Annotated in this window: 9 protein-coding genes; all 9 read left to right on the top strand. The window is 59.3% G+C overall.

What is annotated here, in order from left to right:
* Positions 1–124 precede the first annotated feature (124 nt).
* The 9 genes from RIN49_RS28520 to RIN49_RS28480 all read left to right on the top strand — a co-directional run bounded on the left by RIN49_RS28520 (position 125) and on the right by RIN49_RS28480 (position 13,094).
* The gene (locus tag RIN49_RS28520; protein ID WP_309123482.1) at positions 125–1,258 is read left to right on the top strand and encodes a GntR family transcriptional regulator; all 1,134 of its coding nucleotides are present in this window, start codon (positions 125–127) and stop codon (positions 1,256–1,258) included.
* Positions 1,259–1,339: 81 nt separating this feature from the next.
* Positions 1,340–3,706, top strand: a complete 2,367-nt coding sequence (locus RIN49_RS28515) for a helix-turn-helix domain-containing protein (RefSeq protein ID WP_309123481.1) — start codon at positions 1,340–1,342, stop codon at positions 3,704–3,706.
* 195 nt (positions 3,707–3,901) lie between these two features.
* Positions 3,902–5,470, top strand: a complete 1,569-nt coding sequence (locus RIN49_RS28510; RefSeq protein ID WP_309123480.1) for an extracellular solute-binding protein — start codon at positions 3,902–3,904, stop codon at positions 5,468–5,470.
* Positions 5,471–5,515: 45 nt separating this feature from the next.
* Positions 5,516–6,427, top strand: a complete 912-nt coding sequence (locus tag RIN49_RS28505; RefSeq protein ID WP_309123479.1) for an ABC transporter permease — start codon at positions 5,516–5,518, stop codon at positions 6,425–6,427.
* A gap of 11 nt (positions 6,428–6,438) precedes the next feature.
* Complete coding sequence (locus RIN49_RS28500; RefSeq protein WP_309123478.1) at positions 6,439–7,323, top strand: carbohydrate ABC transporter permease; 885 nt, start codon at positions 6,439–6,441, stop codon at positions 7,321–7,323.
* A 15-nt stretch (positions 7,324–7,338) separates the two neighbouring features.
* Entirely contained in the window at positions 7,339–8,379 is a 1,041-nt protein-coding gene (locus RIN49_RS28495; RefSeq protein ID WP_309123477.1) for a sialidase family protein, read from the top strand.
* A 1-nt stretch (position 8,380) separates the two neighbouring features.
* Positions 8,381–11,125, top strand: coding sequence for an exo-alpha-sialidase (locus RIN49_RS28490; protein WP_309123476.1), 2,745 nt, complete (start codon positions 8,381–8,383; stop codon positions 11,123–11,125).
* A complete protein-coding gene (locus RIN49_RS28485) occupies positions 11,122–12,168 on the top strand; it encodes a sialidase family protein (protein ID WP_309123475.1) in 1,047 nt (348 codons plus the stop codon). The genes RIN49_RS28490 and RIN49_RS28485 overlap by 4 nt, the downstream gene beginning before the upstream one ends.
* Positions 12,165–13,094 (top strand): dihydrodipicolinate synthase family protein, encoded by a 930-nt coding sequence (locus tag RIN49_RS28480; RefSeq protein ID WP_309123474.1) that lies wholly within the window; start codon positions 12,165–12,167, stop codon positions 13,092–13,094. The genes RIN49_RS28485 and RIN49_RS28480 overlap by 4 nt, the downstream gene beginning before the upstream one ends.
* Positions 13,095–13,130: the final 36 nt, after the last annotated feature.

Here is a 13,130-nt window from a genome sequence, read left to right as displayed (position 1 = left end):
CGGCCGGTGCAAGGTTTTTTTTTCGCCGAACGACCAAAAACGGATGGAAAAACGCACCACCCTGGATTACAATAATCAGTATGTATGATTGATAAATCTGAAGTACAGATCGTGAGGGGTACCGATGAGCGACAATTCGCTGCGCTATATCGAAATTAAGCGACGGCTGGCGAGGCATATTTCGGACTTGGGTCCGCATGAGCGGTTGCCTTCGAGAACGGATTTGTCCAAGACGTATCAGGTCGCCCGAACGACGATCGAGAGAGCCGTGTCGGAATTGATCGGAGAAGGGTTGCTGTATGCGAAGGACGGCAGCGGGACCTATGTTTCCGAGTCGACGACGGAGCGTAGAACGTTAGGAAGGGACAACCGGGGAATCGCGAACTGGGGACTTCTCGTGCCCGATATTTTGCATTACATTTACCCCGGGATCGTACGCGGAGTGAGCGACGTGGCGAGCGACCATGACGTCAACTTGATGATCTGCAATACAGATAACCGGTTCGAGAAGCAAACCAAACACTTACATAAGCTGATCGACAGCGAAGTCCAAGGCGTGATCATCGTGCCCGCCATCAACGGCATCGTCGACCACGAACCTTTTTACAGACTTCAGGAAGCCGGAATCCCCTTCGTGTTTTGCCACAGAAGCTTGGACGGGATTCAGGCGCCGAGGGTCATATCCAACAATTTTCATGCAGGGTATTTGGCAACCAAGCATCTGATTCGATCGGGATACACGAGGATCGGATATATTTCCCGGCCGCCTTATTCGGCGTCTGCGGATCGCTTCCAAGGGTACTCCTGCGCTTTGTCGGAAGCGGGCCTCGCGGCGAGGAGCCGCTGGATCGCGTTCGAATCGTCCTTCGAGTCGGACGGGGAAGGGTATTTCAGCGCTCGGCGCATGCTTACGGAGGAGGAGCGTCCGGATGCGATATTTTGCTTCAACGACGGGATCGCCAAGGGGGCGTACGCCGCCGCCGCCGAGCTCGGACTGCGCATCGGCGCCGATGTCGGCATCGTCAGCTGCGACAATACGAACATCTGCGAGACGCTTCGGCCGAAACTGACTTCGATCGCTTTCCCGACCTATCAAGCGGGCAAGCTCGCCGCGCGGATCTTGATCGAGGGGGGAGCGAACGCGGGCGGTCAACCCGTCGTGCTGCAGCCGGAGCTGATCCGGCGGGATAGCGTCGCCGTCTTCGATCGGAGCGAAGCGGCCGGACTTCTCGACGGAACGGACCTGACTTCGACGTAATCGCGCAACCGGCGGAAACCGGGCCGCTAGAATAAATTGCAAGCGTTTACAATTCGGAATCGCAAAGGAGGCGTCCGCAGCATGACGAACGGAATTTCATGGTTTTCCAGGTTGTACCGATGGAAGCGAAGAACTTTCCTTGTGAAGCTGATCCTCACCACGGCATTGATCGCCGTCATTCCGAACTTGATTTCCGATTTTATCGCTTACCACAAGGTGTCGAAGACGCTGGAGCAGGAAACCGGCAATACGAAGCTGCAATACTTGAATCAGACGATCAACGCCATGGAAATCATCTTGGGACGCATCCAGGAAAATGCAAGACAGCTGGCGTTAAGCCGGGCTTTCCAAGATTTCGAAAGCTTCCCGAACGGAAGCTATTACGAAAGTCTGCAAGGAGAGCTTCCGAAAGAAGACCTGCCGGCGCTCTATTCGTATTTGGAAGGGAAGACGAACGCGTTCTTGACGCTGAACGCGTTCAAGCTGTCCAACGCATTCGTCGATTCCGTGTATTTCTACGACGCTTCGAAGCGGCTCGTCATGACGTCGGAGAGCGACGGGTCGAATCGACAGTTCCCGATCGAATCGTTTTACGATACGGCGTGGCTCGAAGCGCTCGCCGTACCGGAAGCCGATCCGATTCTAATGGATACCCGAGTAGCCAAGCGGTTCCACTCCGGCGAAATCAGCGTCTTGTCGGTGATTCACAAGTCGGAGAAGGGCGACAACGCGGTCGTCGTCAATCTGGACGCTTCCAAGATGTACAGCGGCATCGTAAACAAATTGAACGACAAGGACGAAATTTACGTTCTGTCTCCCAAGGCCGATCTGTTGTTCCAGAGTCGACGGGAGAACGTATCCCCGCCGACGGCGCAGTTGATCCGGGAAAGCGAGCGGCTCTTAGGCGGAACGGGGTCGTTCGTCGCCGAGATCGGCGTCGGACCGAAGCTGGTCAGCTATGCCGCGTCCCCTCAGCTGCAATGGACGTTCGTCAACGTCGCCGATATGCAGGCGCTGGCGAAGGGGACCGCGTCGATCAAACAAACGATTCTAATCTCCGCGGCCGCGCTTGTCTTGCTCTCTTTTACGCTGGCTTATCTTTCGTCAAGAAGGATCTACAAGCCGATTTCGCGGCTCAGCGCGATCGTTCAAGGGAGAGGCGAATCGGGTCCGGGGGGCTCGGACGAAATTCGCGATATCGGAAGCTTTATGGAATCGACGATGCATGAGAGAGATTTCTATAAGGAAAAGTTGGAAGAAAGCCTGCCCTTTTATCGCGAGCAGTTCAAGACTTCGCTGCTGCATCGGCACGCCTTGCGTCCGGAGGAAATCGAGGAGAAGAAAAAATACTTAGGGCTTACGATCGACTCCTGCGAGCTTACCTTAATGCTGCTCGATTGGGATAACGGCGATCCCGTCGCTTCCGAGCAGGAGATGATTCGCAGCGATCTGTTTCGAATCCGCGTGACGGAGACGATCAAGCAGTCGAATTTGATCGGGAGGAAGCATTTCCTGGTCGACACCGACAAGAATCGGCTCGGCATCGTCCTGAACTGCGGCGAGACGGACCGGCAATACGCGTTTCAACTGGGACAACGCCTCCTGGACCGCGTTTCCTCCGAATTCGGCATCGCGTTCACGATCGGCATGGGGCGCGTCTGTCCGACGATCGGGGAGCTCCCGCGCGCATACGACGAGGCGGTCGAAGCGCTGAAGTATCGCATCCTCTTCGGGAAGGGCGACGTCATCTCCATCGAGGATATCCGGAACGACGCCGAGACCGAATTCGTCTATCCGAAAGAGAAGGAGGAGCTGCTCCTCTCGCATATGAAAACCGCGCGCGAAGCGGAAGCCCGGCAAGCGTTCGACGATATGATGGAGGATGTCGTAACGCGCAAGAACAAGCTGCACTACAATCAAATTCAACCGATCTTCATGCGGCTGTTGACGGAGATGACGACCGCGTTCCATCAGCTCGGGACGGACTTGCGAACGGCGTGCGGTCTGGAAGCCGACCCCTATCGGGAGCTGCTGAATCGGGATTCCCTCGACGCGATTCACGGTTGGTTTCACGAATTGATCGGTCAGGCGACCGCATACATCGAACGCGAGATGAATTCGAAGGGGAATCAGCACATCTCCAAAGTGATCGACATTCTCGAGCGCGAGTACGCCCGGGATTTGTCGCTGCATTCGGTAGCCGAACAGCTGAACTTGAACCCCGCCTATATCAGCCGATTGTTCAAACAAATTACGGGCCAATCCTTCGTGGATTACCTGAAATGCGTTCGGATCGAACGCAGCAAGGAGCTGCTTTCCCGAAGCGGCATGAAGGTGAACGAGATCGGCAGGCTGGTAGGTTACGGCAATGCGTATTATTTCATCAAAGTGTTTAAAGAGATGATCGGCCTCACCCCTGGCGAATACAAGAAGCTATACGGCTCCTGATCGGTCCCCGGCCTTCCCTCGTTCGAGCGAAGGCCGGGTTTTTGCTTCGATAATACAATCTTGATATGTAAAGATCGTACTACGAATGTAGAATCATTATTATTTTAAACGCTTACATTCCGCGGTTATGATGGCATCGAATACCGAACCGGACTGCTTTCGGTGGGTCGGTACCTAAAGGGAGGAATCGGAATCATGAACAAGTGGAAAAGGGTGTTGAGCTTTGCGCTTGCGGCGTCGCTCGCAGCAATGCTCGCGGCATGCTCCGCGGGAACCTCGAGCGGCGGGGAAGGAAAGGGGGCCGCCGAAACGCCGGGCGCGGCGAACGAGACGCCGAAGACGAACGAAGCGGAAGCGAAGGAAATCCCCAAGATCTACATTTACCAAAACACCGGCGCGTTAAATCAGAAGCCGGAAGGCAGCCTGCCGGCAAAGCTGGAAGAGATGAAGCGGATGTATATCGAGGAGCTCGGCATCGAACCGATCGCGATCGTTCCCCCGAACGGCGCCGCGGAAGAGAAGCTGAACCTGATGCTCGGGTCGAGCGACGAAATCGATACGTTCCAAGGCAACTGGGACGAGTACGCCTCTAAGGGCGCGATCATTCCCCTGAACGATCTGTTGGATCAGTACGGCCAAGACATCAAGAGCGCCTGGCCCGAGGAAGCTTGGGAGTATATGACGGATAAGGAAGGAAACATCTGGGGCATTCCCCGGGGCACGCCGGCCGTTCATTACCCGATCTGGATTCGAACGGACTGGCTTGCGAAGCTGAACCTGGATATGCCGAAGACGCTCGACGAGCTGGAGGCCGTCATGAAAGCGTTCAAGGAGCAGGATCCGGACGGGAACGGCAAAGACGATACGATCCCGATGATGACGGATTTGAACGGGATCAAGAACGCGCTGCTTGGCGGATATACGGAGCACGGCAACAGCAACTGGATCGATCCGGCGGACCAGAAGGTCAAACCGTTCGAGCTCGCCCCGGGCTACAAGGAGTTCGTAGCGAAGATGGCGGACTGGTATCAGAAGGGGTACATCTACAAGGAATCGTTCGCCAAGTTCGATCCGCTCGAGCTGCTCAAGACGAACCGCGTCGGCACCTCGTCGATGTGGTACTCCCGCATTACGCTCCTGTTCCCGCAAATTAAAGGGAACTTGCCGGAAGGCGCGAATTACGAAATCGTCCGCGGCATCGAAGGCCCGATGGGCAAACCGATGACGGCTTCCCGCGGCAGCACGGCATCGATGGTCATTACGAAGAAGGCGAAGCATCCGGACGCGGTGATGAAATTCATCAATCATCAATATCAGGACATCCCGGCCCATTCGCTCACCGCGGCGTTCGGCGATAACTGGCGGTTCATCGGGGACAGCAACTTCGAAATCGAACTGATCGAACCGGAAATCCAATACGCGGGGGAATACATGGTTTCCCTGGGAACGGCGACGGAAACGAAGTATGCGTTCCAAGACCCGATCAAGAAGATGCACGCGGATTACTTAAATAAAGAATTAGGCAAGCTGGACGTCGCGAAGATGCCGGTGGACGCCACGATCATGTACGACAAGCAGAAGCTGCAGGACAACATCCCGACGCTCGGGGACATCGATCGGCTCCGCAACGAAGAGCTGGTGAAGTTCGTGACGGGCGCAAGGCCGCTCGCCGAGTTCGATCAGTTTATCGACCAGCTGTATAAGGTAGGGCTCGATCAGTGGATCGCCGAGCACACCCGCCAATATAACGAGCTGAAGAAGTAACGCGATAACGAGAGTCGCCCGATGTCGAGGGGAGGAGGGCTTCCGTTGAAGTTATGGCCGGCCGTCAGACTGCACCGGTTTTACTATTACTTGATCCTGCCCGGCATGCTCTATTTCGTCATATTCGATTACATTCCGATGTTCGGCATCGTCATCGCCTTCAAGGACCTGTCTCCGTTCGAGGGCGTCGGAGGCATCTTTACCGGCGACTGGGTCGGGTTCAAGCATTTCGTCCGGTTTTGGAATTCGTATTACTTCTGGAACGTCATGCGGAACACGCTGTTGATCAGCGGGTATAAATTGTTATTCGGCTTTCCCGCGTCGATTGCGCTGGCGCTGCTCTTGAACGAGCTGCGACACGTGATGTTCAAACGGGTCGTGCAGACGATTTCCTATTTGCCGCACTTTATTTCCACGGTCGTCGTGGCCGGGCTGGCGATGATGATCCTCTCCACCGACGGAGGGTTGATCAATGCCGTCATCGTCCATTTCGGCGGCGAGCCGATTCATTTCCTGGGCAGCCCCGACCATTTTCGAAGCGTCCTGGTCATCTCCCACGTATGGCAGTCGATCGGGTGGGGGAGCATCCTGTATTTGGCCGCGATGACGGGGATCGACCCGGGCTTGTACGAGGCGGCCCGGATGGATGGAGCCGGCCGCTTCCGTCAGGCCTGGCATATTACGCTGCCCGGCATTACCCCGGTCATCGCCATCATGCTCATATTGTCGATCGGCGGCCTGTTGAACGCGGGATTCGAGAAGGTGCTGCTGTTGTATTCCCCGGCGGTTTACGAAGTGGCGGACATCATCGACACGTACGTATATCGCGAAGGCCTGACGCAGCTGAATTACTCTTTCGCAACGGCCGTCGGCCTGTTCAAAAACGTCATCGCCATGATCTTGATCCTGGGAGCTAATTATATCGCCAAACGAATGAACCAGACGGGCATCTGGTAGGAGGGAATCCGATGAGCGCATGGAAGCCTACCGCGGGAGAGCGCGTCTTCGACCTGTTCAATATCGTACTGCTCGCCGTTCTATCGCTGCTGTTTCTGATCCCGTTCCTAGCGGTGTTATCCACCTCGTTCATCAGCGCCGAGGAGTCGATGCGCCGCGGGGCGTTCGTCCTCATTCCGGAGCGGGTCGACTTCGGCGCTTACGACATGCTGCTAAGCCGCGGCATGATTATCTACAACGCGTATAAGGTCACCCTCTTCCGCGTCGTCGTCGGCACGTTCCTCAATTTGGCGTTCACCGCGACGCTGGCGTACGGTTTGGCGCGGCGGACGCTTCCCGGGAGGAACGGCTTGGTTTTGATCGTCTTCCTTACGATGATTTTCCACGGCGGCCTGATTCCGAATTATATGCTGATCGATGCCGTCGGCTTGAAGGATTCGCTCTGGGTGCTGGTGATCCCGGGGCTGATCAGCGCATGGAATTTGTTTATCATGCGGAATTTCTTCCTGACGCTCCCGGAGGAGCTGGAAGAATCCGCCGTCATCGACGGAGCGACGCCGGCCGTCATCTTGCTGAAGATCATCGTTCCGCTTTCGATGCCGGCCATCGCCACGATCGGACTGTTCTACGCGGTCCACCATTGGAACGATTGGTTCGGCGCTTCGATCTATATTAATTCGCAAAGCAAGCAGCCGATTCAAGTCGTCATGCGGAACATCCTGCTCACCGGCGTCGTTCACGACGAAACGCAGTTGGAGTTCATTAAAGATCCGCCGCCGGCGGCGACCTTGAAGTCGGCCGTCATCATCATCAGTACGCTGCCGATTTTGCTCGTCTATCCGTTTATCCAGAAATATTTCGTGAAAGGCATGCTGGTGGGCTCCGTCAAAGGATGAGGAGGAGAGAGAGCTATGATGTCCAAGATCGACCTGTTCGTCTCCGGAGAGCAAGGGTACCACACGTATCGCATCCCGTCGCTGCTCGTCGCGCGGAGCGGGACGGTGCTCGCGTTCTGCGAGGCGCGGAGAAACGGGGGCGGCGACGCCGGAGATATCGACGTGGCGCTTCGGAGAAGTCTGGATCACGGCGCGACCTGGGAGCCGATGCGCATCGTCGCCGACGACGGCGCGAATACGATCGGAAACCCGTGTCCGGTGCAGGATCGGGACACGGGGAGGATTTGGCTGCTGTTATGTCGCAACGCGGAGGACGGCCACGAGAAGGAGATTTTGGCCGGGAAGGCGGAACGGGACGTGCTCGCGATGTACAGCGACGACGACGGCGTCACGTGGTCGGAGCCGAAGGACATTACCGGGGACGTGAAGCTTCCGGAATGGACGTGGTACGCCACGGGGCCGTGCCATGCGGCGCAGCTGCGAAGCGGCCGCTTGATCGTGCCGTGCAACCATGCCGTCTTGAATCGAGAATCGGGCACGTCGGGGCCGTACGCCGCCCATGTGATTTATAGCGACGACCATGGGGAGACCTGGCGCATCGGCGGCACGGTCGGGGAATGTACGAACGAATGCGCGCTTGCGGAGGCGCGGGACGGATCGGTGTATATGAACATGCGGAGCTATCACGGTCGGCATCGGCGCGCCGTGGCGAGAAGCCGCGACGGGGGCCTCACGTGGTCTGACGTCGCGCTCGACGAAGCGTTGGTCGAGCCGGTCTGTCAAGGCAGCGTCGTCGAAGACGGCGCGGGAGGTCTTCTGTTCTCCAATCCGGCCAGCGAGAAGCGCGAGCGGCTGACGGTTCGCTCCAGCGCGGACGACGGCCGGAGCTGGACGACGGAGGCGGTGCTGCACGCCGGTCCCGCCGCATACTCCGACTTGGCCGTCGCGAACGACGGCAACGTATTATGCTTCTACGAATGCGGCGAGGAGAGACCTTACGAGCGTATGACGTTAGCCCGCTTCTCCCGGAGCAACGAGGAAGGAAGGGGGAATTAAGGTGAAAAGGCTATGGATCGCATTATGGATCGCCGCGCTGATCGGCGCTCCGGCCGCCTCGGCCTTGGCCGAGGAAAGCGGGGGCTCGCCGCCGCCTACCGGCGAAGCGGCGTACTTCCGGAATATCGACTTGTTCGTGTCCGGGACGGAGGGCTACCACACGTTCCGCATCCCGTCCGTCCTGACGACCGCGGCGGGCACGCTGCTCGCCTTCGCCGAAGGCCGCGTCAACGGCGCTTCGGATACGGGCGATATCGATCTCGTGCTGAAACGCAGCTTCGACGGAGGGCGAACCTGGCAGCCGCTCCAGGTCGTCTGCGACGCGGGCCCGGATACGTGCGGGAACCCGACGCCGGTGCAGGACGAATCGACGGGGCGCCTCTGGCTGTTCATGACCCGCAATTACGGGGAAGACACGATCACGGAAATCAATAACGGCACGAGCCGCGGCGTACGCACGATCTGGAGCGCCTACAGCGACGACGATGGAGCGACTTGGTCTGAGCCGGTCGATCGCTTCGCGGAGGTGCAAAGCCCGGATACGCGGTGGGACGCGACCGGGCCGGGGATCGGCATCCAGCTTCGGCACGGACCGGCCCGCGGAAGGCTCGTCATCCCGGCGATCGGGCGCAACCTGCAGAGCGACGACCACGGCGCGACGTGGTACGAGAGCGGGCGGCTGCCGGGAGGCTTGAACGAGGCGACCGTCGTGGAGCTGACGGACGGGACGCTCATGCGCAACGATCGGCTGTCCGCCAATCAGCATCTGAAGCGGCGGGCCGTCTCGACCAGCACGGACCAAGGCGCGACTTGGTCCGGAATCGAGTACGTCGACGCCTTGATCGACCCGATCTGCGAAGCAAGCATCGTTCGGTATCGGCCCGCCGACAACGCCGAAGGCGACAAGACGCTGCTCTTCGCGAATCCGGCTCACACGGAACGCCGCGAAAACATGACGGTGCGCATCAGCTACGACGACGGACGAACGTGGACGGTCGCCAAGACGGCGTACAAGGGGCCCTCCGCGTATTCGTCGCTGACGGTGCAGCCGGACGGGAACGTCTCCTTGTTGTTCGAGGGCGGGGAATACACGCCGTACGACAAAATCATGTTCGCGACGTTCAATCTCGCTTGGTTTCAAGTCCCGGAAGCGGATTTGGATCGACTCCTCTTCTCCGACGGCAGCTTGACTCCCGCCTTCCGCGGCGACGTCGAAGCGTACACGCTAGCGCTGTACCGCGGAACGAATCAAGTGACGATCACGCCCGTCGCGTCCGAGAGGGCGATCGAAATTTCGATCGACGGGACGCCGGCGGCGTCCGGCGCGCCTCGAACGATCGACTTGAACGGCGTAGAGACGATCGCGGTGGAGACGAGGCTCGGAGAACGGACCCGTTCATACGCGATCGCGCTGGATCGAACGAGAGCGGCGCCGGAGCTGCTAATGCATTGGAGCTTCGACGGAGCGGACGCAAGCGGCATACCGGACGACGCCGGCCGCGGACATGTCGGGATATTGAACGGCGGCGCGGACATCCGCCCGGGGATGGACGGCGATGCGCTGTATTTGGACGGACGACGTTCTTACGCAGAAATTTCGAACGCGGAAGCGCTGCATCCCGGGAAGGAGAATTTCACGTATTCGGTATGGGTGAATCCGGATGCGCTCGTTCAGCAGCGACATCTGTTGTATTGGTACGGCTCGAACGGGAAAGTGCCGCAATGGTGGTTTTCCGTGGAAAGGAACGGCGCGGTTCGCATGAATATGTACGGGCTGCCCGCGGACAGGGAAATCGGCGTCGCTACCGCGGCCGGTCTCGTGAAACCCGGGCGGTGGACGCATCTCGCCGCCGTACGGGACGGTTCCGTCAACAAAATTTACGTAAACGGCGAGCTCTCCGCTACCTCCGTCAAATACGACGGGGAGGCGATGGACCTGACGAACCGGACCGCCCCGCCGCTCGTCGGCTTCGATAAGGGGGTCGTCGCCAACCGGGATTGGACGGGGCACATGGACGAGCTGCGCATCTATAAGCATGCCCTGAACGACGCGGACGTCAGGAAGCTGTATTGGCACGGCGATCGGACGAAGCCGACGACCGCGGCCGCGGCATCGCCCGGCGAGCCGAACGGCGCGAACGGATGGTATACGTCCGACGTGAGTGTGACGCTGTCCGCTGCAGACGACCTCTCCGGCATCGCCCGTACCGAATACCGCGTGAACGGCGGGAGCTGGGCCGCTTATGCGGGCCACGTTCTCCTAGCCGAGGAAGGCGAGCATACGCTCGAGTATCGGAGCGAGGACGCGGCCGGCAACGTCGAGGAGACGCGGAGCATGGCCGTTCGCATCGATAAGACGGCTCCCGCGCTCCGCGTCTCGGCGGACCCGTCCGAACTGTGGGCGCCGAACGGCGAGTTGACGCCGATCCGGACGGCGGTAGCGGCCGAGGACGACGCGTCGGGCATCGAACGAATCGTTCTCGATTCGATTCAGATCGACGACGACGGCGGATCCTCTCCGGGAGTCGAGAGCAGAGAGGTAGATATCGCCGATGCCGCGTTCGGCGCCGACGATCGGGAGTTTTCGCTGCGAGCCGAGAGGAACGGCGGCGGGGCGGGGCGCACTTATACGATCAAGTACGCTGCAACGGATCGGGCGGGCCATGTCGCGGAGGCGACGGCCGTCGTGTTCGTCGCGCACGACAGATCTTTCATCGACGAACGGAAGGATGAGGTAACGCGATGATACGGAAATTCGCGGTGAGCCGCGACGACGATTGGTACGAAGCGTGGCCGGACGCGGCGCTGACGGAGGGGGGCAAGCTCGTCTGCGTCTTCTCGCAATGCACCCACCACGGGGATCGTTCGCAAACCCGCTTCATGCTCGTCGAGAGCGCGGACCGGGGGCGAACATGGGAGAAGAAGCGACCGCTGACCGAGCTGACGAACGGGCTGCCGTATTGGAACTGCGCCCGGATTACCCGGCTCCGCGACGGAAGGCTGGTCGTCGTCGGAGATCGCATATCGGAAAAGAAAGAGAACGGCGGCCGAAATTTCTTATGGATCGGGGATGCCGAGGGGACGAGTTGGACGGAACCGATCGAGACGCCGCTCGAGGGCATCGTACCCGATAAACTTTGCGAGCTTCCCTCCGGCCGATGGCTGCTGTCCGCGCATACGAAAGGCGCGCAGCGGCTGATCTACTCCGACGATCAAGGGAAGCGCTGGTCGGAGCCCGTCATCGTAGCTTCGGATCCGGAGCTGAAGCTTTGCGAAGCCAGCATCCTGCCGCTCCCGGACGGCACGTTGGTCGCGTTCCTGCGGGAAAATTCCGGGTTGGGCCTGGATTGCTACAAGGCGATCTCGCACGACCAAGGGGAAAGCTGGAACGGCGTGTACCGGATGCCGCTGCCGGGCTGCCATCGGCCAGTCGCCGGGCTGCTGAACAGCGGAAGCGTCCTGATTACTTACCGATTTATGCAGGGCGGGAAGGGCTGGCTGGGCACGTGGACGCAAAACTTTTTCGCGGGGCTGACGGATCAAGCGTCGGCTCGGGCGACGGAGCGTCGCGAGCAGTGGACCCGAATCTTGCCGATCGACTTCGATCGCAGCCCCGCCGCCGATTTAGGCTACTCCGGCTGGGTTCAATTCGAGGACGGAGAAATTTACGTCGTGCAGTACATCGTGGACGACGCTCCGAAAGGTCAGATCCGGGGGTACAGTTTTCGCGAGGAAGATTTCATACTCGGGAACGAGGAAGACAGAGGAAACGGAGAGAAAAGCGAATGAGCGCAAGCCAGCGGAAAGAGACGTTCGGCGGCATCTACACCGCGTTGGTCACCCCGATGCACGAGGACGGGAGCATCGATTACGATTCTTTGGTTCGATTGACGACGCATCAGATCGACCAAGGGGTAAAGGGGTTTTATGTCGGAGGGAGCACGGGGGAAGGCTTTCTGTTGACCGGCGAGGAGCGCCAGCGGGTATTGGAGACGGTCGTCGGCGCCGCCGCCGGGCGGGCCGTCGTCTTGGCGCATATCGGCTGCATCGGCACGATGGATTCGATCGCGCTCGCGAAGCATGCCGAACGGCAAGGCGTAGATGCGATTTCGGCCGTCGTGCCCTTCTATTACAAGCTCTCGCCGAGAGAAATCCAGGGGCACTACGAGGCTATTATGGCATCCGTAGCCGCGCCGATGATCGTGTACCATTTTCCCGGCGCGACCGGTGTCAGTCTTTCGTTAGATTTCTACGAAGGGCTTAGCCGCAATCCGCAGTGCATCGGCATCAAGTTCACGTCGCTCAACCTGTTCGAGATGCAGCAAATTCGCGCGCGCTGCGGCGAGGATTTCCTCGTCTTCAACGGGCATGACGAAGTGTACGCGAGCGGCGCCCTCGCCGGGGCGGACGGCGCGATCGGCAGCACCTTCAATATGATGCCGGGGCTCTTCGTCGGGATGCATCGGCTTCTGTCCGAGGACGGATGGAAGAGCGGCCGGACGGTGCAAGCGATGCAAGCCGAAGCGAATCGGGTGATCGCTCATATGGTCGGATACGACGTCATTCCGTACGAGAAGTATATGCTCTATCTTCAAGGCGTCGTGCGAACGCCGACGGCTCGGCAGCCGCTGAGACGGTTCACGGCCGAAGAACGGTCGCGGCTGGAAGCGTTCTACGAAAGCAGCGAGACGCTGCGGGCGGCGCGTCAGCGCTAACGCGGTCGCGACACGCAAAAATCCTCCCCCGACGCT

It is taken from the genome of Paenibacillus sp., assembly GCF_031177825.1.
In the GTDB taxonomy this organism is placed as follows: Bacteria; Bacillota; Bacilli; order Paenibacillales; family YIM-B00363; genus Paenibacillus_AE.
This window is presented reverse-complemented; position numbering and strand designations above follow the sequence as displayed.

What these genes read in the sequence shown, in the direction of transcription:
- RIN49_RS28500 (WP_309123478.1), top strand. Translation starts at nt 6,439, where the DNA reads ATGAGCGCATGGAAGCCTACCGCGGGAGAGCGCGTCTTCGACCTGTTC.
- RIN49_RS28520 (WP_309123482.1), top strand. Translation starts at nt 125, where the DNA reads ATGAGCGACAATTCGCTGCGCTATATCGAAATTAAGCGACGGCTGGCG.
- RIN49_RS28515 (WP_309123481.1), top strand. Translation starts at nt 1,340, where the DNA reads ATGACGAACGGAATTTCATGGTTTTCCAGGTTGTACCGATGGAAGCGA.
- RIN49_RS28480 (WP_309123474.1), top strand. Translation starts at nt 12,165, where the DNA reads ATGAGCGCAAGCCAGCGGAAAGAGACGTTCGGCGGCATCTACACCGCG.
- RIN49_RS28495 (WP_309123477.1), top strand. Translation starts at nt 7,339, where the DNA reads ATGATGTCCAAGATCGACCTGTTCGTCTCCGGAGAGCAAGGGTACCAC.
- RIN49_RS28510 (WP_309123480.1), top strand. Translation starts at nt 3,902, where the DNA reads ATGAACAAGTGGAAAAGGGTGTTGAGCTTTGCGCTTGCGGCGTCGCTC.
- RIN49_RS28485 (WP_309123475.1), top strand. Translation starts at nt 11,122, where the DNA reads ATGATACGGAAATTCGCGGTGAGCCGCGACGACGATTGGTACGAAGCG.